Source organism: Paenibacillus popilliae ATCC 14706, from assembly GCF_000315235.1.
Lineage (GTDB): Bacteria > Bacillota > Bacilli > Paenibacillales > Paenibacillaceae > Paenibacillus_B > Paenibacillus_B popilliae.
Genome location: NZ_BALG01000222.1, coordinates 1 through 23642, shown reverse-complemented (window position 1 = coordinate 23642; position 23642 = coordinate 1). Strand labels below are relative to the sequence as shown.

The following is a 23642-nucleotide window of genomic DNA, read 5'->3' as shown; positions in this document are numbered from 1 at the left end:
ATAAACGTAAGGATTACTTTCGTGAGTTGTACAAACGGCGTGGCATGAACCCGGATAAAATTTGGAACGTAGAGTTTGAGGTTCATCGCGATTACATGCGGGACTTTGCAAATGGAGCTACAGGAGAAACAAGGGTTTTTGACTCCATGAACTACCTTTTGCGTTATGATGGCTTGTCAATGCTCTGGACGCACTTGGTTACACGCTTTGTACATGACTCTGCATTTTGGCGGGTTTTGCAGCAAGGTGACCCGGATAAGTTTGTGCAGTGTAAGAACTATCTTTTTAGGTTGAGGGACATTGACACGGAAAAGCGTCGAGAGGTTGCACAGATACGAGGACGTCTACAGATGCTTGTACTTAATGAAGAGTTGCCTCCAGATGCTGATGTTTTGATAGAATCCCTCAAGCGGTTTGTGGTCATGTGTGGGGACTATGAAGAGGAAACGGAAAAGGATTTTCCGGCTGATTTACGTCGTAAGCGAAAACGTTATATGGACTTGCAAATGCTTAAATTTTTGTTATCAGAAAAGCGTAAGACTACGGATGACATGAATGTTTTGCATACGATGCAAGCGGAGCGCGAAGCACTTAAGATAACGAGAGCAAGAGAGGTAAGATATCTAGGAGAATGTATAGAAAAGGAAAAAGAACTCATGGATAAAAATAAAATAAAAACACCCGCCGGGCTTGGGGGCCCAAGACGAGTGCGGGAAATCAGATGAATAAAGTATACCCCATTCTATGAGTTTTGAGAAGTGATACGACAAAACAAGTCAATATACAATGGTGCATAAAGCTACCCTATAGGGTAGCTTTTTTGCTATGTTTTGTTGTTGTGGTAGACTTGAAGCGGACAACGACTGCCAAACTCGGAAATAAGGGTCTTCCCGGGCTTCTGAGATGCGGATGCCAAGGGATCCCAGCGCTCATGGAGCGAAGGGACGAATGCACTATGCATCTTCCGGCAGCGTCCGCCATGCCGCTTCCAGCAGCTCCTCGAACAGGTTGTCATCTTCCTCCAGCCTGTCGTCCAACACCACGATCTCTTCTTCGCTGCCAGATGATCCGGCGAAGCTCAGACTGTAATCCCATTCCTTGCCCTTCTTGCTGAACAAGGTCACCTCATAGGCAGACTGGAACCCTTCCGGCCGGAACGCCACATGTCCCAGGTAGGATCCGTCCTCATCCTTCTTCATATCTGCCTGTACAATCGTTACGTTCATGTCTCTCTCCCCTTTGTCGTATCGTTCACTTCGCGTTCCCAGACGCTGACGGTGCGTTGCCGCTGCCATGCCCGGCGATCAGCTTGTCCGCCATACCGATGAACAGCCCGTTGCAGATTCTGCTCTCTCCATTATAGAACGAATTCATCCTCGAATGCCATTCCACGGCCCACGCGGTTGGCAGACGAGGAGCGAAGGATGGAGTACGACCTTGCCTTTTTACGCGGATGGAACGGATGTATCTATTTATTTCCATATTATCCATTTATAAAGCAGTTCTATTCCTTCCGCCCGTCATCTCGAAAAGAAAACGGGAACTCTAGGAAAATACTCCTCTCAGAAAGCTTGCTTTGAAGTATGAGGTATCATATCCTTGAAATAGGTTAGTAGTAGAGTAGACATTTTCACAGCATACATTAAAGGAGCCATGCGTTGGATGCAGATGTTGAAAGATTTTTTCAAAGGACCGGGCGTAAGAAGAATAGCAACCCTTCTCTTTCTTATCGTCCTGCTATTTTCAGTGAGAAGCATTCTTAATCTTATCTTGCTCACCTTTATTTTGACCTTCCTGATCGACCGGCTTCATACCTTTCTCTATACGCGTCTCCGGAAATATGTCAACTTCGATTTCCGCGTGACCGTCATTCTTCTCTATGTGGCACTGTTAACGATAATAGGGGCGGGAACCTATAACTTTTTGCCCAAAGTCATCACCCAGATCAACCAATTGGTCAAAATTATTATCAAATTTTACGATGAATCGGATGTCTATGACAATCCGATAATGGACTACATTATGGAATCACTGCAGAAGATTGATCTGGGCAACTACCTGAATCAGGGCTTCGGCTTCCTGATCAGGTCCATTACGGACATCAGCCAATGGGGGACCCATCTGGTTATCGCGCTCGTACTGAGCTTATTCTTCATTCTGGACAAGAAGCGGGTGCAAGAGTTCACCAACAAGTTCAGAGAAAGCAAGGTCGGTTCGTTCTACAACGAGTTGGAGTACTTCGGCAGAAAGTTCCTGTACTCCTTCGGCAAAGTTATCGAAGCGCAATTCCTGATCGCACTCATCAACAGTATTCTGTCCACGCTGGCCCTGTGGATTATGGGCTTTCCGCAATTGTTCGGACTGGCTATTATGATCTTCGTGCTTGGTCTCATCCCGGTTATGGGCGTTATCATCTCGCTAATTCCCCTCTGCGCACTCGCCTTCAGCGTCGGCGGGCTGAGCACGGTAGTTATGGTCATCATCATGATTATGGTCATCCATGCCATTGAATCGTATATTTTGAATCCGAAACTCATGTCCTCGAAGGTACATCTGCCGATATTCTATACCTTTGCCGTCCTAATCGTATCCGAGCATTTCATGGGTGTGTGGGGGCTTATTCTCGGCATTCCGATCTTTATGTTCCTGCTGGATCTGCTGGAGGTCAACGTGTTCTCCAAGCAGCCGAAGGTGAAGGCGGAGCAGAATCAGGAGACGAAGGCATGAACAACAGATCCCGCTGTCCGGGGAGTAGATAGCTGCGATGGCCATCTATATCGAGGAAGTAGAAGCGCCGCTTCGCCAGCGCAGCGAGCAGGGAATCCTGGCGGCCCTAGATATGCCGGTCACGGTCATCAGGTCATCCTGCGGACCGCATCGGAGCTGGGGCGGCTGATCGCGGATTGCCCTTATTCGCATTTTTCCAAATGAACGCAGACGGGTCTATTCGTACGGCCATTCGCCGTGACAAGCCGTGTGATCCGGGCCGGGATAATATTTGCAGAATGAGGGATAATTTTCAGTATATGACCGTAATCAAGAAATGATTGTAATAAGGAGCTGTATGAACATGAAGCGACTCATCCGTATCGGGCTCGCCCTCGCCCTGCTGGTTCAGATTCATGCCTGGCCGGCTGCCGCAGACGGGCCTGCCTTTCATTTCGGATTCAAGAAAAGCGTGAACGGCCAACTGCCGTCCATTAACGAGGAAGGCTTCAAAGATATCGTCGATAAGCACGGCGCTATCTTCCTGGGCGATACGAGCAAAAAAGTGCTGTATCTCACCTTCGACAACGGCTATGAGAACGGATACACCCCACATATTCTGGATACGCTGAAGGAAAAGAAGGTACCTGCCGTTTTCTTCGTAACCGGACACTATGTGAGAAGCACGCCGGATCTGCTGAAGCGCATGGTCAATGAAGGTCATCTTATCGGGAACCACTCCTGGAGCCACCCGGATATGACGACGGTGTCTTCCGAACAACTCCGGCAGGAACTGGATAAAGTAAAGTCTGAAGTTGCCCGCATCACCCACCAAAAGGAGATGGCGTACTTGCGGCCCCCGCGCGGCATTTTCAGCGACCGGACGTTGAAGCTGACCCGCGACATGGGCTACACGAACGTCTTCTGGTCGCTTGCTTACGTGGACTGGGATGTAAGTGTCCAGAAGGGGGCGCGCTATGCCTATGATAAGGTAACAAGCCAGCTTCACCCGGGTGCGATCATTCTGCTGCACTCGATCTCGAAGGACAATGCGGAGGCGCTTGGTTCGATCATCGATGCGGCCAGGCAGCAGGGATACGAATTTCTGCCGCTGGATCGGCTCCAGCGCCAGCCGGCCCCGGCTCCGGGTCCGCTGTCGAAGCCTGGAACATAGGAATGGACGAACCAAGTCCGATGCACTGCCGGCTTCATGAGGCAGGCAGAAGCAGGCAATCCGCGCACACGCCATATCCTTCCGCCGCTCGAATTCAGGCTGGCGACCTTGTCCATGATTTGATAAGGTAAGAGTGTGGTTCTAGATAGCTCTTATCCTTAGGACAGGGAAGGAAGGGTGACGATGATTCGAGTAGCAATGGTCAGCTTCTGGCATGTGCATGCCAATGATTATGCCTGCCAGGCGGAGGAGCATCCCGATACGGAGATCGCGGCCGTATGGGACGAGATTCCTGAACGGGGCCGCAAGGAAGCGGAGGTGCGTGGCGTCCCTTTCTACGAATCGCTGGGTGAACTGCTGAAGCAGGACGGCATCGATGCCGTCATCGTGGACGCGCCGACCCATATGCACCGCGAGGTGATGGTAAAGGCGGCAGCGGCAGGCAAGCATATTTTCACGGAAAAGGTCTTGGCGGCGACGCTTCATGAAGCGAATGAAATCGTGGACGCGGCGAAGAAGGCTGGTATCGTTCTAACCGTCTCGCTTCCACGGCTAAATGACGGTTACACCGAGACGATTCAACAGGTGCTGGCAGAGGGGCTGCTTGGGAAGCTGACGCTCGTTCGGGTCCGCCTGTCCCATAACGGAGCGTTCGCCGGCTGGCTGCCGGAGCATTTTTTCAATGCTGAGCAGTGTCAGGGCGGGGCGCTGATTGATCTGGGATGCCACCCGATGTATCTGACGCGGCTGTTCCTGGGAGAGCCGGATCGGATCAGCGCCCACTACGGCTATGTCACCGGCAAGGACGTCGAAGATAATGCCGTCGCCGTACTCCAATATGATAACGGCGCCCTCGGGCTCGTGGAAGCAGGCTTCGTGAACAGCTGTTCCCCGTTCACTATCGAGCTGCAGGGTACCGACGGAACGCTGCTGTACGGTACGCCGGAGAGCCGGGTGCTCGTGCGGAGCAGCCGCTTGGAATCGCAGGGCGGCAGCGGCTGGGTCGAACGCAACCTTCCAGCCAGCCGGCCAAGCGCCTTCCATCAATGGGTGAGCCATATCCAGCAAGGAACGACCGCCGATGCCAACATACATATGGCCCTTGAGCTGACACGGATGATGGAAGCGGCCAATCAGTCGGTCCGGCATAGCCGGCCATTCCGTCTGGACGAGCTTCAGCCCTAATCCGCCATTAGGCGAAGAAGAACTACAAGGTGTACATGGTCGTCAGCCATAACGACGGACGGGGATGATAGACTGCAATGACGACAGGGCAGCGCGCTTCCGGGCGCCTGCCCTGTTGTTGCTGTCCCGATGTTCCGCCGAAGGCATCCATCCGCATATATGGGGCTGCTGCCGAATCACGAGACCGCCTCCTTACGCGGGCCTGATCGCTGCAGACGCAAGGCGTTGCCGACAACGGAGACCGAGCTGAGCGCCATCGCCGTTCCAGCCATCCATGGCTCGAGCCAGCCCATGACCGCGAAAGGAATGGCGATGATGTTGTAGACGAGGGCGAAGGACAGATTTTGGCGAATATTGGACATCGTCCGACGGCTAATCTGTATCGCCTTCGGGATGGAGCTCAAATCGCTTCGCAATAGATGAATATCCCCGGCTTCACCGGCAATATCGCTCCCCTGTCCCATCGCGATGCCGATATCGGCGGCGGCCAGCGCGGGCGCGTCATTGATGCCGTCTCCCACCATCGTCACCGTCCGCCCTTCCCGCTGCAGCCGCCTCACCCATTCCACCTTCTCCTGTGGCAGCACTCCGGCGGCGATATGCACGATCCCGGCCTCTCTCGCGATCGCCTCGGCCGTCATGCGCTGATCGCCGGTCATCATCATCACCTCCAGACCCAGCCGCTTCATCTGCCGCACCGCCCCGACCGAGGTCTGGCGCAGCGAATCGCGGATGGCGAGCAAGCCGGCGAGCCGGTTGTCGACCGCTATGCCGATGACCGTCTTTCCTTCCCGTTCCATATCCGCGATTACGCCCTCTTCGGTGCCCTCGGCCCGAATCCCCTGCGCCTTCAGCCTGGCATACGCACCGAGGAAGAGGCGCTTCCCTTCCACCTCCGCCCAAATGCCACAGCCCGGAATACCGGAGAAGCGCTTCGCCTCGGGCACGATCAGCCGCTGCCGTTCTGCCGCCGCCGCGATCGCGCGCGAGATCGGATGCTCCGAGGACTGCTCGGCAGCAGCCGCCCAGCGAAGCAGTCTTCGTACCGAGTATCCGCCCAGCGGAATAACATCCGTCAACTCCGGCCTCCCCTCGGTCAATGTGCCCGTCTTGTCCAGCAGCACGACGTCCGTATGATGGAGCTGTTCCATGAAGCGGCCTTCCTTGAACAGAATTCCCTGCTGGGCCGCCCGCCCGGTACCGACCAGAATCGATATCGGAGTCGCCAGCCCGATGGCACACGGACAGGCAATGACAAGCACAGAGACCGCGCACCCGAGCGCATGGCCGAAGTCGCCGGGCTGCAGCAGCGCATACCAGGCGGCGAAGGTGAGGCCGGCTATGGCGACGACGACCGGGACGAAGTAGCTCGCGATCGTGTCCGCGAGGCACTGAATCGGCGGCTTCGAATATTGGGCGTCCTCCATCAAGCGGATCAACTGCGCCAGCGTGGAATCGGAACCGATCCGCTGCGCTTCCACGGCGAGGGTCCCGTGCTGGTTTATCGTCCCGCTCATCACCTGGCCCCCGGCGCTCTTGTCTTGCGGCATTCCCTCCCCGGTAATCATCGACTCGTCGACCGCCGAATGACCGCGCACGATAACGCCATCCACCGGAATCCGCTCGCCTGGGCGAATGACGACCTGATCGCCGACTTGCATCTCCTCTATCGGAATCCGCGTTTCCCGCTGCATCCGGATAACATGGACATAGTCTGCCCGCATCTCCTGAAGGCCGCGCATCGCGTTCATCGTGCGTTGGCGGGCCACCCCTTCGAGCAGCTTGCCAAGCAGCACGACCGTAATGATCATCGATCCGGTCTCGAAATAGAGCGGAATATGCTGTCCTTCGGCAGGAGGAGACCGGATCGCCTTCATGGCCAAATAATGGCTGTAGAAATATGCCGACGAGGTGCCGAGCGCCACCAGCACATCCATATTCGCCCCCCGGTTCCGCAGCGCGTGGAAAGCGCCGAAGCAGAACGGCATGCCGATGATGAACTGTACCGGCGTAGCCAAGGCAAGCTGGAACCAGGGCTGGAAGAACAGCTCTGGAACCCATATCGAGGAGGTAAGCCAGTAGTGGGAGAACATCGTCCACAGCAGGGGCAGCGTGAGCAGGGCCGAAGCGATGAAGCGGATCCACAGCCCTGTCACATCCGTGCCAAGATAAGTGCCGGCATCCATATCCTTCCGAATGCCGAAGCCAAGCTGCACGACTTTGTCCTCGATCTGCCGCAGGTGCAGGCGGACCGGGTCCAGCTCAATTGAAGCCCGCTCGACAGCGAAATTGACGGACACTCTGCCGATCCCCTTCATGCGCCGCAATGCCTTTTCGATTCGAACCGCACAGGCGGCACAGTTCATGCCCGTAATATGCAGCGTATGCCGATTCCATGTGCCGGAGGAACGATTCGCCAACGAGTTCACCCCATCCCTATGTACGTACATTTTCGAATTGTGCCTGCCGATTCCGATCCTTAGCTGCGAACTGTTCTGCTGGGGCGAGCCCAAGCCATTGTCCCCCATTACTAGAACCTATGCACGTCCCGTTCAAAATAGGATGGCCCGAGGGGCTATCCGCGATAACTTCTGCCTTACGGAATCCAGCCATAGTCGGAAAGGAAAGTGGCGTATCGGTTCATGCCGCCAAGTGGGGAGCTTGAATCGGACGCATGCCAAAGAAGCCGGTCAGGCTGACCGGCTTCCGCAAGTGCAATATGAGGTTGGTGCAATCTCAGGCAAGCAGTCGGAATGCATGCGCGGTGGCCCCTTTGCGAGCGTCGTCGGATCCGTTGCCCACAAGCTCGCCGCGATGTTCACGCCGCTGTAGTCTCTTCGACAGACAGCCCCAAAAAAACAGATGGACAAGTCTGGTCCTTTTGGGCTTCCGCTTCTGACCTCACTTGTGCTCCCGCTGTGAACCAACAAGGGAACCGCTACATAGCATACGGTATACGGATATCTCTCCGCAGGGACAGTACTCTTATTTTTGCCATGGAGCTTGCGGGCTTGCCACGCCTTCGATATTGCGGGCCGTAACGACAATTTGCTGTGGCGGAGACGGTACTCTCGTATTATTCACGACCTCTATCGTTCTGCCTGGCTTGGAATTGAGCCGATTCACCGAATTGCAGAAACACATCAGCAGTCACCTCCATTTCTCTTACCTCGATCTATTATATGCCGTTGGAAGAGAGAAGGACTGGACATGCTGGTATCACGCATTCATGAAGGAGGAGCTGACATGGAGGAATTGACCTGGATTCAGTTGGTCATTCTGGCGCTGGCATCGTTCCGTCTGACCCATCTTATCGTCTATGACGATATTACCTGGCCGCTGCGAACGCCCTTTATGACCGTCACCTACACCCCCCAAGACAATGGAACCGTCATCCGGCAAGTCGATATCCGGGGGGCGGGCTTCCGGCATTGGATGGGAACGCTGCTGAGCTGTCATTGGTGTACCGGCATATGGTGTGCGTCTTTCCTCACTGCCCTGTACTGGTACGTGCCGGCATCGTTCCCTCTGCTGCTGATGTTGGCCGTCGCCGGAATCGCCGCCCTGATCGAGCAGTTCGTGCTTAATAGACTGTAGATGATAGCAATACAACCCGCAGTACTTGCTCCAACCGGTCATGGACCGGTTTTTTTATGCCAGCACAACAAGTCGGATCATTCCGCTTCAACAAGGGTATATTGTGAGTTCGTGAGCTTCATCTTCCCATTCAATCCCGAAGTCACGTACACCTTGTTATCCTCCATAATGAACATGGCTTCAACATCAGGGGTCTGCTCCAAATATGCCAGTCCCTCCTGCAAACCCTTCACAATCGCTGCCGTTGAAAGCGCATCGCCGGCTGTGGCGGTTCGACCGATGATGGTCACGCTCTTGATCCCGTTCTGTGCCGGTGCTCCCGTTGTTGGATCCAGTATATGATGATATCGGATCCCGTTGTCAATAAAATAGCGTTCATAGACGCCGGATGTGCCGATCGTCTCATCTCGAAGCTGAACGATGGCAATTTGTTCCCCTCGCTTCCGGTCCGGGTCTTGCAGCCCAATGCGCCATACCTCTCCTCCAGGCTTGCTGCCCACCGCGATAATCGTGCTGCCGCCCAGATCGATAATCGCACTGCCAACCTTCTCCTGACGCAGGTAGTCAGACACCAGCTCTCCCGCGTACCCTTTGCCAATCGCTCCAAGATCGATGGACATGCCGGCCTTTGCCAGCTTGATCGTCCTATTTTTCTCATCCAGTTCAATGTCCCTGTAATTAACAAGCGACTTGGCCTGCTCAATGAAATGGTCAGCAGGGGGATGCTCCCCGCCAGCTCCGATCCTCCACAGCTTGACCAGCGATCCGATGCTCGGATCGAAAGTTCCCCCCGTAACTTGGGCGTACTCTACGGACTTTTTCACCAAATCGAAGGTATCTTGCGAAACGTTTACCGCTTCTTTTCCTGCGGCTGAATTCACCCCGGATATTTCGCTCTCAGGATTGCTCATATTGATTTGCTGATCGATTCGATCCAGCAGCTTCTCGATTTCGTCAAGATGCTTCTCCGACGCTTCATCACCATACAACTTCAATTGAATCACCGTATTGAATTTAAGAAAGGTCTTGGTCACAAGCGGATCTTCCTTGTCAGAATCGGACGCGGTGGCCCAAAGAAAATACCCAATACCAGATAGGAGGAACAGCAGAAATGCCACCCCTATGATTTTCACCTTTGTCTTGTTCGTCATTCACTGATAACCCCCTCACAACGTCTTGCCATAAAAATCATGAAAAATAAGCTTCGATAAGGCATCTGGATGTATGTGATCTATATCATCTTACGGGCTGTATTGGCCGATATTATATATCCATTCCTTCTGTCTCATCCGCCCTTCGCCACCTGTTGCTCCGGTCTCCTCTTCGTTCGTATCGGCGGGCCGCGCACTGCGGAGTCCCGCCCGGCTATGCCATAATTATACCAGCTCTTCGCTTCACGGAAAGCCGGAAAAAAGTGACGGCCTCAGCGCCTCCCTCTACCGATGTCACGATTGATTATGCAATTATTCTAGGCGCGCTCCGAGATGGGCCTTACCCTTGTATCGCCTGTCTCCGCCGCTTCGGATCGCTTCAGGAATCGACGCCCCTTCCAGCGGAACAGCACGAGGATGCCACGAATGTATTCATCCGCGATCATGCAGGCGTAGATGCCGACAAGCCCCCAACCCCAATGAATGCCCGTCAAGTAGGACAAGCCCGTGGCGACCAGCCACATCGAGAATACGGCCGTCAGCATGACGAAGCGGGTATCGCCTATCGCATTGAGGGCGTTGCCCATTGCCATGTTCAGCATTTTGCCGGGCTGCAACAGCAGATTGAGTCCGAGCAGCGAGACGCCGAGCGCCACAATCTCCGGATCGACCGTGAACAGCCCAAGCAGCGCCCGGCCCGCGAATAGCAGCACGAGCGCATTGACCGTGACGAGCGGCAATCCGTACAACAGCGCGCGATAGGCCCCGGTGTAGGCCTCCTCCATCCGGCCTGCCCCGAACAGATGGGCGACCTGAATCTGCAACGCCATCGCGATCGAAGATCCGAGCAAGAAGCAGAACGATTCCAGCGTATTCATGTACGTCCGCGCCGCCAGCTCCTGCGGCCCCAGCATCGCGATGAAGGCGAATATGACAAGTTGGGAGAAGACCCAGCAGGACATGTTGACGCCGAGCGGCCAGCCGATATGCAGGATCTCCTTGAAGCGGGCCCCGTCGAAGGCGAACATCTCCCGCAGGCGGATGCGATGTCCGAACGATTGGACGAACACATAAGCCAGCACGGCCGTCGCCAACAGCCGGCTGATGACGGTCGATAGGGCGACCCCGGTCAGCCCCCACTGCGGGAAGCCGAAGGAGCCGAAGATGAACCCGTAGTTCATGGCGACATGGATAACGTTCATCCCGATCGCGATGATCATCGGCCCCTTCGTATTCCCGGTATTCCGGATAACCGTGCTGAGCGTCGATGTGAGCGCCGTCAGCACCATGCCGCCGCCGACAATCGAAATATAAGTGTCCGCCAACGGCAGCAGGCTATCCGGTAGCTGCAGCACCGCCGCGATCGCGCGCGGCTTCGCGTAGAGTACGAAGCTGAGCGCTAGTCCGATCATCGCGCTCGCCGCCACCGCCATCATCGCCACGGAACGCGCCTCCTCCTCCCTCCGCGAACCGAACTTCTGCGCGATCAAGATGCCGGACCCGCTCGCGACGGTCATGAAGAGGGTCGTTAGCGCCTGGAACAGCTGGTTGGAGAAGCCGACAACCGCGACCGCATCATCGGAGATGCGGCTCACCATCAGCGTATCCGCCGCCCCCAGCAGAAACTGCAGGAACAATTCAATAAAAATCGGCCATGCCAGCACTCCCAATGCATACCGATTCCATTCTCTTTTCACAAATGAAACCTCCGTTATCTTCTGATGTTGGCTGTATATCCTCTTGCACAACGGATAGAACGTAATCATTATAGATGGTATACTCATCTAGATGTGTCAACATATCAACTTGAACTAGTAAGATGCCAACCTGTTCAATTCGAATAAAGGAGGATCTCCCAATGAAAGCGCTGCAGTTCACATTACCGCCATTGCCCTATTACATTTACAGCGGAGCGGGTATGATGGAACCCGGGCAGAAGCATGCGAGCCGCCGGAATATCGAAGTGTTCGACATGCTGTTCGTGACCGGAGGCTGTCTTCATATGCACGAGGAGAAGCGGGAATATGCGGTCCATCCGGATCATGTCCTTATTCTGCGGCCGGATCAAACCCACGGAGGAACGAAGGAATGCGGGAAGCCGACAACGTACTTCTGGCTGCATTTCCAGACGGAGGGAGCGTGGGAGGCTCTCGAGGACGTCCCATCTTCCCACGCCTTCGACGGTTGCGAGGCAGCCATGGCCTCCCCGTCGTCCTTCGCCCCGCGGCCGTTCCTCGTGACCTTGCCGCAGTTCGGCAAGCCGCTGCAGCCGGATCGCCTGCGTGAAGTGCTGCTTCAGCTCCAGGAGTTCCAGGAAGGGATACCCGAGCCGAACACCCCCTGGAAGGAGCAGATGCTGTTCCAACAGCTGTTCCATCTCCTGTCGGTATCGGCGGATCCGACGGATCTATCCCCCGCCGCCGCGTGCGCGGAGCGGGCAGCCGCTTACTTCCGGCGCCATTACCGCGAAGATATTAAGGTTCAAGCGCTCGGTAACAGCCTGAACTTCCATCCGGTCTATATCGCCCGCTGCATGCAGAAGCAATTCGGATGCTCCCCAATCGAATATTTAACGCGCTGCCGCATCGAGCAGGCGAAGCTGCTGCTGCACCAGACGGATCTGCCAATCTCGCGCATCGCCGAGGAGGTCGGCTTCCACCAAGCGGCTTACTTCGCCGCCTGCTTCTCCCGGTATGAAGGTATGTCACCGCGCCGGTACCGGCAGCAGTTTTTCTGCGATTAAGGCGTTGTTCCGGCACGGGGCTGGGATCCTGTGCCGGATCATCCGGTCGGGACGATTGCCTTGTCCAGCCCGTAGGCTTGGCGGTATGCCAGCCGAATCGCTTCCTGCCACTCCCTGTTGTCATGGCGACACCCGCCGCTCCCGCGCGTCAACCACCCGCAGGCTGTCCGGCTCTGCTTGCTCCATCGGGCCCGTGCCGTTCAGACCCGCTTCAATGCCCGCATTCATGCATGCGGTGGCAAATCGGGCACCGTTCTCCCTGGCATGCATTCTCCAACAGCACGGCCTGCTCGATCAGCTTCTTCAGATCCTGGACGGCCATCGGCCGCGTGTACTGCTCGTCGTCGTCCAGCAGGCAGGCAATCTCCAGCAGACCTGTCTTGAGCTGGCTGCAGTGCACCAGGTGATGAATGTTCATCTCACTTCCCCACCTTCTTCATCCATAGTATGCTCTCCGTTTCTGCGCTTTTGATCAAGCGATGTGTGTCATTATTGCTATTCATGAATAGCGCTCAATGAATGGTTTTCTGCCGTGTTTTTCATGCTGCCCCTCCTCTCTCTGCGGGAACGGCCCTCTCCTGCCCCCCTCTAATCCCTGCATATTCCTGAAATGCACTGCCTCCAAGCCTATGCGCGCGCCAATCTCGGCCCATACAAAGGCATCTGTCCGGTGTCCGTGCGTGTTAGGGACTGTTCTCCCCTTGTACGGTATCCAAGAATAGCAACGCTTGCTATTACTATACCTCAATGTTATGCTGTTTGCAAGTCATGAAACGCGAAAAAAGATGGGAAAGGAGGTCTGGCCGATGAGCATCGAGAGAATATTGAAGGAGCTTCGGGGCAAGCGATCATTGCGGGAGATTGAACGTGAATCTGGAGTCAGCCATACTTATTTAAGCAGTCTGGAGAAAGGACGCGACCCGCGCACGGGCAAGGAGCGCAAGCCGACGCCCGAGACGCTGAAGAAGCTGGCCCATGTCTATTCCGTTCCGTACGAGTGGCTTATGAGCGCCGCCGGCTACATGAATCTGAAGGAAGACCCTTCGGTTCCCGCACACGAGAACGGGGAGTGGCCGCATCCGGCGAGACAAATGGACGGCATGGACGGCCCAGGCTGGAATTACCGGGCCGGCGGGAATAAGCTTGCGCCCCACGGCGTCAAGGAGAAAAAACTGATCTATGAATTGACGGAGGTGTTGAACGACAGCGGCCCTGTCCATTATTATGGACAGCCGTTGAGCCGGGAGGAGCGGGAACGCGTTCTTGCCATGCTCGAGGTGCTGTTCCCCGGCCGACGTCCCGCTCCGAATGCGCCGAAGGAGGAGCGCTGACATGCGGCGCTTGTCTAAAAGCAGCGGCGGCCCCTCCCGCATTCACCCGGGAAGGGCCGCTTTTGTTAATGAATATTCGCCTTGCTGAAATTGCCGCCCAGCACGTCCGTTACGGACTCGACGACGATAAAGGCTTTCGGATCGATATCCTGCACAATCGCCTTCAGCTTCGCCACTTCCAGGCGCGTGAGCACGCAATAGATCATTTGCGTATCCTCGCGCATGTAACCGCCTTTGGCATAGATGAACGTCGTGTTGCGGCCAAGCCGATCGATAATGGCCTGCGAGATTTCTTCATACTCCGACGATATGATCGTAGCCGACTTGGATTCGTTCAGGCCTTCGACGACGATATCGATCATCTTGAAGGCAATATAGTACGTGAAGATAGAGTACATGGCCGAATCCCATCCGAACACGAAGCCGGCAGCGATAAAAATAAATACATTAATGATCATGATGATTTGTCCGACGGGAACGTTGATTTTCTTGGATACCAGAATGGAGACAATCTCCGTTCCATCCAGCGATCCGCCGAAGCGAATGACGAGACCGACGCCCGCGCCGAGCATCATGCCGCCGAACAGAACGGCCAGCAGCGTCTCGTTCGTGAACGCCTCCGCATGATGGAGCAATGCGGTCGTCACCGACATAACGGCGATGCCGTACAAGGTGGAAAGGGCGAACGTCTTGCCGATCTGCTTATACCCAAGCATTAGAAACGGCACGTTGAGAAGGAACAGGAACAACCCGAGCTTCAGCGAGGTCGTCTTGGACAAAATAATCGATATTCCCGCAATTCCCCCGTCAATAATGTTGTTAGGCACCAGAAACATTTCCAGGGCTACGCCCATCATGACAGCGCCTATCGTAATAAATATAACTCGGTTGATAAGATCCAGCAGCCTTCTTTTCTTATGAGTGCGAGTCATAAATCTCCTCCAAACGATAAAAATAATCGGTAGCCATTGATGCGGAATCGGCAGCCCCCGCCCTTTATTCGCCGCCCTTATACACGAGCGCTTGCGCCGCCAACTTCTCACTCAGGCTGACCATCTGCTCCAGCTCGTCCTCTTCCAGCAAGGACAAATAGGCAGTCAACGTCCGCCTCGACCTGTCCTGCGCCTGCCGCAGCAGACGGAGGCCGGCCTCGGTAATCGAGACGAGCACGACCCGCCGATCGGACTTGTCGGGGTAGCGATCGACCAACCCGCTGTCGAGCAGCCGATCAATCATCACGGTAACCGCGCTCGAAGTTACGCCTAATTGTTCGGCGAGCATGGATACCTTGCCCGGTCCCCGCCGCTCAATTACGTTCAGCAGCGAATACTGCGCCATCGTCAGCCCCAACTCCTTCACGTTCGTCATATCATGCCATAGCGTGCGTGCCAATATCGTCATCGCCTGTTCATAGCGATCCACCCACAATGACATGCGCTCCATCGTTCCACTCCTTCCTTCGGCACCGAGATGAGCATATCTCATTCCTAAAAAGATGATTAAATGATTCATTAATTAAGTTATCAATTATTTAAATGATTTAAATATTATATAGGCAAAAAAAGATTGAGTCAAGTAGGTTGATTTACCTAGTTGATTTAAGAACTTCACATATATCCCCTAAATAGTACCTAATTTTTTTTGGGCGATATCTATAAAAATATATCGAAATATGTCGATAATTATATAGTTACCCTGATTTGCTCGGCATGATTCCTGCAACTACATGAGGTTTCCCCATTCGAAAGCAACCATTTCATAAGGAGGGAGCAAGAAACTTGAAAAGCAGGTCAAATACATAAATCTAAAGTCTCATATAAGTAGTCATATGCTCACATATAGTTAGTCACAAACTAAGCACTCCATTCAAATTTATTGAGACAAAGGGCGGAATTCAACATGAATAACAGATTTCTATTACTTTTTCGGAATGTAAAAATAGCGACTAAAATTTATATTTTGGTTGGGGTTAGCGTGTTGTTGTTAGGAATCAGTACGTTCAACTCCTATATTTCCATTCATGACATCAATCAAAATACCCAGCTTGTTTTTAGCCGAAATCTGAGGCCCATCGAATGGCTGAATCAAATTCAGGTAAATAATCGTGCAACAGATACCGTTATATCTACGCTTATCAACAGTGTCGATACGGAGGAGAAGAAACGTTTGCAACAGGAGGTGGAACGTTTACTAGATGAAAACAAACAATTTCGCGCAAGTTTTGCTCCTCTCATTGTGGATGATGAAGAGGAACAAGCGATATTCGACCAGTACCTCGAGTTAATTCCGCCTTATGTACAACAAATCGACGACGTGATTGCGCTGGCCATGCAAAATAAAAGGGCGGAAGCAGCTACTTTGTATAATGAAAAGGTGACAAAGGCCCGCACGGAGATTCAAAACCAGATCACGAAACTGATTGATCAGAACCTGAGCGCGGCGGCTAAGGAAGAGCAAATGCAGATGGCGGTAGGGAAGAGCGCCATCAACAGAAACTTTATGATTGGCGGGCTGGCCCTGTTTATAAGTGTCGCGATTGGCCTGTTCATCCATAAAGCCATTGTGCCTCCGCTCAAGGAGATGCAGCGACTGATGAACAAGGCGCAGCAAGGCGATCTTACGGTCCGCGGTACCTATAAATCGAGAAACGAAGTCGGACAGGTTATGAATGATTTCAATCAGATGATAGACGGCCTTTCCGCGATTATGAGAACCGTAGATAAACAGGCCAAGGTGCTATATGAGAGCTCGAGTCTCGTAGCTGATAACGCCAAAGAGACCGCGCTCACATCGGAGCAAATCGCCGCTTCCATGGAGCAAGTTGCCGCCGGATCGACAAGCCAGCAGATGGCGTCCAAGCAAAACGCGATCGCACTCGAGGAGATGGCCAAAGGCATCGAAGTGATCGTGGATCGAGCGACAAGCGTAACCGAATTGTCGGGCTACTCCACCGAGCAGGCAGGACAGGGCAATGCGATTTTGAATGAGGCGGCCAGCCAAATGAAGACCATTCATGATTCAGTCAAGACGACGGGGGCCTCCATTGAACAACTAAATGAAGCCTCAGAGCAAATCGGGAAGATCATTGATGTCATCACCAATATCGCCAGCCAGACCAATCTTCTAGCCCTGAATGCATCCATCGAAGCGGCCAGAGCGGGAGAAAGCGGTAGAGGGTTCACTGTAGTCGCGGCGGAGGTTCGCAAATTAGCGGAACAGTCCGCGGATTCCGCGAAGCAAATCGCAAGCTTAATCGAGGAAATTCAGGGCAGCATGCAGCAGACGACAAAATCAATGAAGCTTGTGCAGGAGGATGTATTATCCGGTATGGACATCGTAGACAAGGCCGGACAGACTTTCGAGAGCATTTTGGATACGGTCCAAAAAGTCACCTTCGAAATACAGGAAACGTCTGCTTCTACCGAGGAAATGTCGGCAGGGACAGAAGAAATCTCGGCCTCTGTACAGGAAGTGGCTTCGATCGCGGAAGAAGCTTCCCAGACCGTACAAACGGTCGTATCGGCATCCGAAACACAGCTTGCTTCCGTCCAGACAATTTCCGCTTCTACGGAGCAGTTGAGAGAAATGTCCAAGGAATTGCAAGCCATCGTTCAGCAATTCAAATTATAAAAGCTAGTAGTTTTTATTTCCTGTGTGATGCCCATAAGATTCGAAAAAGGTCGAGTAAGGGGGGATATTGGCTCCCGTACTCGACCTTTTGACTTCATCCCTGTCACTTGAGCAACGTCTGACTCCTTACCGACAAGGCATATCCATCTTCATACTAGAAAGGGGGTGTCCCTCGTCATGTTCACCCCCCTGATCATGGGGCATCGATCCCTGCCGCGCTAGAACCGAAGTGAAGCATATCTCCATGCATTCTCCAGCGCATCCCAAATATCATCGGTCTCGGCCCCCGTATACCAGTAGGCGAAGCCCGCGAGATCACGGTTCGCCGCCATCGCATATTTCGCGGCGAGGGAACGGCTGTCCTCTGCCCATACCAGATGCCGAACACCGCTGGCCGTGAAATCCGCCACATACTGAGCCGTCTTGCTGTCCCATTTAAGCTTGCGTGAGCGCAACAGCTCTCCTTGTTCAATCAACGTCACATCGCGGGAAGACAGCTTCTCCCCCTGCATGCTCCACTCTCTCGTATAGAAGGGAAGAGCAGCAATCACCTTGTCGGAAGGAACCGACATCAGCAGCTTATCCACCGCGCGCTGAACCCACGGCAGCGACGATACCGATCCGGCTGTCGGGGCGCCATTCCAATGCTCGTCATATCCCATCAGCACGATATAATCCGCCGCTTCTCCCAAGGCAGCATAATCGAAGGCCTCGGTCCAATCCGTCTCCAGATCTGGTGACACATCTACAGACAGCACGGCCTTCACTCGGTGCAGTTCGTCGGCCAACTCGGTGACGAAGGCGGTGAGCGCTTCCCGATCCTTCGCATATACATTTTCAAAATCAAGATTCAAGCCATCGAGCCCATACTGCTTGACATAGCCTGTCAGCTTCGATATGACGGCGTTCTTCCGTGCCGGATCGGTTAGAATTTGATGTGTCAGATCCGCATCGAACCGGTTGCCCACCAATGGCCACACTTGCTTGCCATTCTGCTTCGCCCAGTTGATGATCGTCATGTCAGTATAATTAGCGACGGTCTGGGAAGAATCAAGAAAATACCATCGTGGCGCCAATGTATTGACAGAGCTAGAAGCAATGCGTGCTAGGTACTGCTGCGTCGTCAATTCATACTGCCATCCCAGTTCAATGCGCTGCGGCGAAGGCGCATCCAACGCGTTCGACCAATCCGGCCGCTGAAGGGCGCGATGCAGTACGACAGCCGTTTCTTGACGAGTCATGGGGTCGTTCGGACGGAACTTGCCTCCATCCCCGTTCATCAGATTCTGCTGCTGCATTATGCTGACATACGGAACAGCCCACTCCGCGATAAGGGACGCGTCCTTGTAAGTCAGCCCGCCGGTTGCCGACTCCTTCGCTTGCTTGAATGCCCGCATAATAATAGCCGCCGCTTCTTGACGGGTGATTGACCGCTGCGGCTCAAAGGAACGATCTCCCGTTCCATCCACCAATTGGAGCAGCAATCCCGCCTGCACCGCACCGTAGTACCACGCCTTGCGCGGCACGTCATCGAATGCAGGAATATCACTGGCCACGGCTTGCACCTGGAGCAGACGGTTCACCATCGAGATGAACTCGGCCCGCGTCACCGGTTTCTCCGGTTCATAGGTCCGGTTGCCGAAGCCGGTCACAATCCCTTTGTTATAGAGGGCGACAATATCTTCCTGGCCATAGAGGCCCTCGATGTCGTCGAAGGGCAGCGGGGCGCTCTTCGATTCTCCCCATGCCAGACTTCCTGTAATGAACATGGCGGCTGCCGTCGCCAAAATAACGAATTTGCGTCGAAAACTCAATTCGGATATCCTTCCTTTACTAGAGATGATAGATTACGCTCCTCCTCATTCTAGCAAAAAAGAGAAAATCCGTAGATGTTAAAGTATTGGTAATCAACGCTTGCGATAGGCACGCCAAAAGAGCCGGGATTCCCGGCTCTCTCCATTCTATGACAAAGTAAGTAACAATTGATCTACCCTCTTGCCATACGTGCCAGTTCGCTGACGCGGCGGCGCCCTTCCCCCTCCATCCATTCCAGAAAAGGCATTTGCCATTTGAACTGCTGGTTCCACTTTTGTTCTGGATCGGGCGCGTAAGCCGCCTGACAGAGGAAGAACAAGCTTACTCGAGAGAGCGCTGCAGGAAGAGCACGAATCTCTTCGTCGGTCAGTTCCCCATAGCCTGATAAAAAGGCGGCATCGAATGTCTCCGCATATTGCGGGAGCAGCAAATAGATAACCCATAGCGCATAGGCAACGTCGAACAATGGGACGGCATGCTGAACGAAATCGAAGTCCATCACGCAATTGACATTGTCGAACAGATACCGCTGATTCCAAAAATGCCAGTCGCCATGAATAATGGAACGTGGCAGCATCGGTTCCGCTTCACCATACTGCTTGAGAGTCCGCTCCATAAAATAAGATATGCAAGATAACTCCTCAGCCGATATTCCCGGCAGCGTTCCAAGATGACGGAATGTATTGATCAAATCATCGGTCGATCGATAAAATGACCAGTCTGGAATCGGCCCCGGTTTCATATTCCGCAACAAGTGGTGGAACTTCCGCAGCATGCCTGCACTCGCCCGCACTTGCTGCTCCCGGCACTGGAAGCTTCTCCCCCATACAAAAGGGGTCACTTGAATTTGCTGACCCACATCATAAATTGTGCTGGCGCCCTGCTCATCCTTAAGCGGCCGCAGCACGGGAATCTCTACCTCCGGCAAGGCATCCAGCAAGCTTGACACATATTGAAGATGTTCTTCACGAACCGTAGAATTAGCAAATCGAATGACATAGCATCCTTTTGTCGTTCTGATTTTGACATTGATATTAAAAGATCCCCGAAGTTTGATCGCTTCCCCCAGCAGCTCGCCTAGCGAAAAGTGACGGCAAACCCGTTCCACAGAAGTTCGGAAGGCATCGTTCACACCGACACCGAGGGATGCCCCCATCTTAACCACTCCTTTTTGATCAATTCATTCTCCTAATATTGCATAATCATATCATCCGATCCAGCCTTATAGCGCGTCGGCAGAATCGGTGATCCCTCTGCCCGGCAGACTCTGATGCAATATATTCATCCTCCCCCGAAAAATAGGTAGTCAATGGCGGAAAAGAAATAGCATCCTCAAAAATACACGAGTGTACATGTCACTTTTGGTCCTATGACATATGAATAAAATATATGCTAACCCCTCTATAAAGGGCGTGAATCGATGCAGAAAACGAAACAGGCGCTGACCGATAAGAAAAAAACGGGAAGACGTGCCTACACCTTGATGAAGCGAACCCACAAACGGACAGGAATGGGCAGCCCTGCTAGCCTACGTCCAGTACCTGCCGATTTCTCTCCCGTTCTTTCCCCTGCCCTACGGCTGCTACGTATCTTGATGGTCATCGATCAGTTCAATATTGGAGGAACTGAGACGTATACGCTGTCGTTGACAAGAGAGCTCATCCGTCGGGGTGCGTTCGTGGCTGTTGCCGGCAAAAGAGGGAAGCTGTTAGATTCGTTTATCGGTCTCGGATGTCCGTACTATGAGATTGATTTCGTGCAGGATAATTTCACGCCTGACGTGGCAAACCAGATCCAGCATTTGAACGTGCTGAAAATGGTGATCCTTGCCGAACGAATCCATGTTGTGCATGCCCATCAGATTCCTTCCGGCGAGCTGGCAAGGAAGGCGGCTGAGCACATGAATATCCCTTTTGTCTTTACCGTTCATGGATGCTATTACGATGGCCCTGTGATTGAGAAGCTGCAACCCGGCACGACCTTCATTAGTGTCAGCCCCGTGGTGGAACGCATGCTGCGCCTTCATGGTATCGAGTCGCAGCTCATCCCCAACGGGGTCGATGTGGCCGAGTATGACGCCTACACTCCAATATACCAGCAATACTTACGCAGCAAGCTGGGGATACCGAATCATGCCTTTGTCGTATTATATGCCAGCCGTCTATCCTGGGAGAAGGCGGAATTATGCGGGGAATCGATTCGCACGGTAGCCACGCTGCGCAGATTCGGGAACTTGCCTTTCATTCTCATGATTGTGGGAGGCGGTCGAGACCAGGAAAAGGTGGCGGAGCTCGTAGAGCGAGAGCAGCAGTTGGCTGGAGAATCGTTTATCATTTTTCCGGGAGAAGTATTGAATATGAGAGCTTGCTACGCCATCAGCGATTGCGTAATTGGAACCGGCCGTATCGGGCTGGAAGCCATGGCCTGCCTACGCCCCCTTATATCCGCAGGAAGCAGAGGGGTCCTCGGTGTTATCGACGCCAGCAAATATGATCAAGCGTGGGATTGCTGGTTCGGCGATCACCATGCAGATCAGCCCGTATCGCAAGAACTGCTAATGAACCATATTCAGCAGATTCGGCAGATGGGAAGCGCAGAGATTAGCAAGTTGGTGCTGTCCGGCAGGTCCTTCGTGACGGAGCGATTCCATGTCTCCCAAACCGCAAGCCGGATGCTGGATCTTTACCGCCATCTGGTTCTGTCTGTGATGTGACTTACTAACGATTATGGAGGGAAAGCCGATGGAACAAGTTCAAATTGGTCCTTGGGAGCATCTGATTCATACCGTCCCGCCCGGCACGGTACTGGAACAATATGTGCCCCCTGAAGTGGAGGAAGTAGCGCGGCATGTCATGAGCCAATATGCCATGTTGGTCAGCAGCATGGTGCTGATTACATCGAAGCCCGACAAAGGCGGGGCCATCTGGAGAATCGACACCGACAAAGGCCCCCGCAGTCTCAAGGTGCTGCACCGCAGGCCTGCCCGCAGTCTGTTCAGCATCGGCGCACAGCAGTATCTGGTCGAGCAAGGAGCGCGTGTGCCTGCGCTGATTCCAACGACGGGAAATGAGAATTACGTGGAAGCCGGGGGCAAGCTCTGGATTGTAACAGACTGGATCGAGCCGATGCAGCCTGTATCCAAAATCGATCTGGAGGGCGCTGCGACGCTTTGTTATGGACTTGGCGAATTCCACCGTCTGTCCAAAGGGTATGTCCCCCCTGCGCGGGCAGGCAAATCGTCCCGGCTGTACACCTGGCCGAAATACTATGAAAAAATGATTGCCAAGATCGGATGGTTCCGGGATCTTGCCAACGCCTATAATGAATTCCCTGTCAGCCAGCAATTGCTTGGCGTCGTCGATGAATTCGAGAGACAAGCGCGCGAAGCGTTGGAACGGCTGCATGCCTCCAAATATTTCAGCATGACGGCGATGGGAGAGCCGCATTGGGGGCTCGTCCACCAAGACTATGGATGGTCGAACGGTCAAATGGGGCCCGGCGGTATCTGGGTCATCGACTTAGACGGTGTCGCTTATGATTTTCCGTTCCGTGATCTGCGGAAGCTGATCACGAGCACGATGGACGATATGGGTGTATGGGATATGGCCTGGATTCGCGGAATGATCGGCGCCTACCACGAGGCGAATCCGGTGGATCGGGAGATGTTCGAGCTCCTCTGCTTGGATATGGCTTTCCCGAATGAATTTTACAAGCATGTTAAGGAAGTCGTGTTCGACCCGGTGACCTTCCTCTCCATGGAACTGGAGCCGATATTGCAGCGAGTGCTTGCGACCGAGAACTCGAAGTGGCAAGCCTTAACGGATCTGGCCGCTGACGCGGAGCAATATGCGCCAGGCGATTACAGCACGCCTGCTCCTGCGGCTTCGCGGCAAATGGATCTCCCTGATTCCTTCATCAATGGAGCGACGCTGCAAGTCGTCGAGGCTCCTGCCTTTCCACATCCGGAGCTTCCTCCAATGGTTGCGGTCAGCGGGACTGATGCGGCAGAGTCGCATGCGGAGCCACAGGAAGCCGCCACAGGCGAGCCTTCCATCCCTGTGGCTATGCCTGCCGAACCGGCGCTTGCTGAACCCGTACCTGCTGTAGCGGAACCTGCTGCGGTGGCATCTGATTCAGCGGCATCTGCTGCGGTGGCATCTGATTCAGCGGCATCTGCTGCGGTGGCATCTGATTCAGCGGAACCTGCTGCGGTGGTACCTGATCCAGCGGCACCTGCTGCGGTGGCACCTGATCCAGCGGCACCTGCTGCGGTGGCACCTGATCCAGCGGCACCTGCTGCGGTGGCACCT

24 protein-coding genes are annotated in these 23642 nt (G+C 53.9%); 12 read left to right on the top strand and 12 right to left on the bottom strand.

From position 1 onward, the window contains the following. The first annotated feature begins 26 nt into the window (after window positions 1–26). Window positions 27–725 carry a hypothetical protein gene (locus tag PPOP_RS13955; protein ID WP_148277950.1) on the top strand — a complete coding sequence of 233 codons (699 nt, stop codon included), beginning with the start codon at window positions 27–29 and terminating at the stop codon, window positions 723–725. A 228-nt stretch (window positions 726–953) separates the two neighbouring features. On the opposite strand, the gene PPOP_RS13950 is transcribed toward PPOP_RS13955, so the two are convergent. Further along, on the bottom strand, window positions 954–1226 hold the full coding sequence (locus PPOP_RS13950; protein WP_006287153.1) for a hypothetical protein: 273 nt from the start codon (window positions 1224–1226) through the stop codon (window positions 954–956). Between the two features lie 25 nt (window positions 1227–1251). Continuing rightward, on the bottom strand, window positions 1252–1374 hold the full coding sequence (locus tag PPOP_RS25170; RefSeq protein WP_267879076.1) for a hypothetical protein: 123 nt from the start codon (window positions 1372–1374) through the stop codon (window positions 1252–1254). Window positions 1375–1662: 288 nt separating this feature from the next. Between PPOP_RS25170 and PPOP_RS13945 the strand changes: the two genes are divergently transcribed. The 4 genes from PPOP_RS13945 (at window position 1663) to PPOP_RS13935 (ending at window position 5065) form a co-directional block, all read left to right on the top strand. Then, window positions 1663–2727, top strand: coding sequence for an AI-2E family transporter (locus PPOP_RS13945; protein ID WP_006287152.1), 1065 nt, complete (start codon window positions 1663–1665; stop codon window positions 2725–2727). 37 nt (window positions 2728–2764) lie between these two features. Beyond that, on the top strand, window positions 2765–2896 hold the full coding sequence (locus tag PPOP_RS25165) for a hypothetical protein (protein WP_267879075.1): 132 nt from the start codon (window positions 2765–2767) through the stop codon (window positions 2894–2896). Between the two features lie 174 nt (window positions 2897–3070). Continuing rightward, complete coding sequence (gene pdaA, locus PPOP_RS13940) at window positions 3071–3880, top strand: delta-lactam-biosynthetic de-N-acetylase (RefSeq protein WP_042228930.1); 810 nt, start codon at window positions 3071–3073, stop codon at window positions 3878–3880. A 183-nt stretch (window positions 3881–4063) separates the two neighbouring features. Continuing rightward, window positions 4064–5065 (top strand): Gfo/Idh/MocA family protein, encoded by a 1002-nt coding sequence (locus PPOP_RS13935; RefSeq protein WP_006287150.1) that lies wholly within the window; start codon window positions 4064–4066, stop codon window positions 5063–5065. A gap of 22 nt (window positions 5066–5087) precedes the next feature. On the opposite strand, the gene PPOP_RS25160 is transcribed toward PPOP_RS13935, so the two are convergent. Beyond that, the gene (locus PPOP_RS25160; RefSeq protein ID WP_267879074.1) at window positions 5088–5222 is read right to left on the bottom strand and encodes a hypothetical protein; all 135 of its coding nucleotides are present in this window, start codon (window positions 5220–5222) and stop codon (window positions 5088–5090) included. A 19-nt stretch (window positions 5223–5241) separates the two neighbouring features. Beyond that, a complete protein-coding gene (locus tag PPOP_RS13930; protein WP_234399844.1) occupies window positions 5242–7494 on the bottom strand; it encodes a heavy metal translocating P-type ATPase in 2253 nt (750 codons plus the stop codon). A 232-nt stretch (window positions 7495–7726) separates the two neighbouring features. Between PPOP_RS13930 and PPOP_RS22825 the strand changes: the two genes are divergently transcribed. Further along, window positions 7727–7897, top strand: coding sequence for a hypothetical protein (locus PPOP_RS22825; protein ID WP_159101843.1), 171 nt, complete (start codon window positions 7727–7729; stop codon window positions 7895–7897). 153 nt (window positions 7898–8050) lie between these two features. Here PPOP_RS22825 and PPOP_RS23455 read toward each other — a convergent pair whose 3' ends face one another. Further along, window positions 8051–8209 carry a hypothetical protein gene (locus PPOP_RS23455; RefSeq protein WP_199898977.1) on the bottom strand — a complete coding sequence of 53 codons (159 nt, stop codon included), beginning with the start codon at window positions 8207–8209 and terminating at the stop codon, window positions 8051–8053. A 102-nt stretch (window positions 8210–8311) separates the two neighbouring features. Here PPOP_RS23455 and PPOP_RS13920 point away from each other — a divergent pair, with 102 nt between their 5' ends. Beyond that, window positions 8312–8662: a DUF1360 domain-containing protein gene (locus PPOP_RS13920; protein WP_006287148.1), complete on the top strand. Its 351-nt coding sequence runs from the start codon at window positions 8312–8314 to the stop codon at window positions 8660–8662. 77 nt (window positions 8663–8739) lie between these two features. On the opposite strand, the gene PPOP_RS13915 is transcribed toward PPOP_RS13920, so the two are convergent. Both PPOP_RS13915 and PPOP_RS13910 read right to left on the bottom strand, forming a co-directional pair. Continuing rightward, window positions 8740–9813 (bottom strand): FAD:protein FMN transferase, encoded by a 1074-nt coding sequence (locus PPOP_RS13915; RefSeq protein WP_042228928.1) that lies wholly within the window; start codon window positions 9811–9813, stop codon window positions 8740–8742. Between the two features lie 317 nt (window positions 9814–10130). After that, on the bottom strand, window positions 10131–11510 hold the full coding sequence (locus PPOP_RS13910; RefSeq protein ID WP_006287146.1) for an MATE family efflux transporter: 1380 nt from the start codon (window positions 11508–11510) through the stop codon (window positions 10131–10133). A 161-nt stretch (window positions 11511–11671) separates the two neighbouring features. On the opposite strand from PPOP_RS13910, the gene PPOP_RS13905 reads away from it, so the two are divergent. Further along, entirely contained in the window at window positions 11672–12556 is an 885-nt protein-coding gene (locus PPOP_RS13905) for a helix-turn-helix transcriptional regulator (RefSeq protein ID WP_006287145.1), read from the top strand. Window positions 12557–12767: 211 nt separating this feature from the next. On the opposite strand, the gene PPOP_RS13900 is transcribed toward PPOP_RS13905, so the two are convergent. Then, window positions 12768–12974 (bottom strand): hypothetical protein, encoded by a 207-nt coding sequence (locus PPOP_RS13900; protein ID WP_006287143.1) that lies wholly within the window; start codon window positions 12972–12974, stop codon window positions 12768–12770. Between the two features lie 388 nt (window positions 12975–13362). Between PPOP_RS13900 and PPOP_RS13895 the strand changes: the two genes are divergently transcribed. Then, window positions 13363–13887: a helix-turn-helix domain-containing protein gene (locus tag PPOP_RS13895; protein ID WP_006287141.1), complete on the top strand. Its 525-nt coding sequence runs from the start codon at window positions 13363–13365 to the stop codon at window positions 13885–13887. A 65-nt stretch (window positions 13888–13952) separates the two neighbouring features. On the opposite strand, the gene PPOP_RS13890 is transcribed toward PPOP_RS13895, so the two are convergent. Continuing rightward, window positions 13953–14819, bottom strand: a complete 867-nt coding sequence (locus PPOP_RS13890; protein WP_042228927.1) for a YitT family protein — start codon at window positions 14817–14819, stop codon at window positions 13953–13955. A gap of 64 nt (window positions 14820–14883) precedes the next feature. Beyond that, on the bottom strand, window positions 14884–15330 hold the full coding sequence (locus PPOP_RS13885) for a MarR family transcriptional regulator (protein ID WP_006287137.1): 447 nt from the start codon (window positions 15328–15330) through the stop codon (window positions 14884–14886). A 456-nt stretch (window positions 15331–15786) separates the two neighbouring features. Between PPOP_RS13885 and PPOP_RS13880 the strand changes: the two genes are divergently transcribed. Next, complete coding sequence (locus PPOP_RS13880) at window positions 15787–17517, top strand: methyl-accepting chemotaxis protein (RefSeq protein WP_042228926.1); 1731 nt, start codon at window positions 15787–15789, stop codon at window positions 17515–17517. Between the two features lie 218 nt (window positions 17518–17735). Here the strand turns inward: PPOP_RS13880 and PPOP_RS13875 are convergent, their stop codons facing one another. Then, on the bottom strand, window positions 17736–19331 hold the full coding sequence (locus PPOP_RS13875) for an S-layer homology domain-containing protein (protein ID WP_052516625.1): 1596 nt from the start codon (window positions 19329–19331) through the stop codon (window positions 17736–17738). A gap of 173 nt (window positions 19332–19504) precedes the next feature. Next, window positions 19505–20488: a phosphotransferase gene (locus tag PPOP_RS13870; protein ID WP_006287132.1), complete on the bottom strand. Its 984-nt coding sequence runs from the start codon at window positions 20486–20488 to the stop codon at window positions 19505–19507. A 264-nt stretch (window positions 20489–20752) separates the two neighbouring features. Here PPOP_RS13870 and PPOP_RS13865 point away from each other — a divergent pair, with 264 nt between their 5' ends. Further along, entirely contained in the window at window positions 20753–22045 is a 1293-nt protein-coding gene (locus PPOP_RS13865; protein ID WP_006287130.1) for a glycosyltransferase, read from the top strand. Window positions 22046–22073: 28 nt separating this feature from the next. Continuing rightward, on the top strand, window positions 22074–23642 hold a 1569-nt coding region (locus PPOP_RS13860), incomplete at its 3' end, for a CotS family spore coat protein (RefSeq protein WP_006287128.1).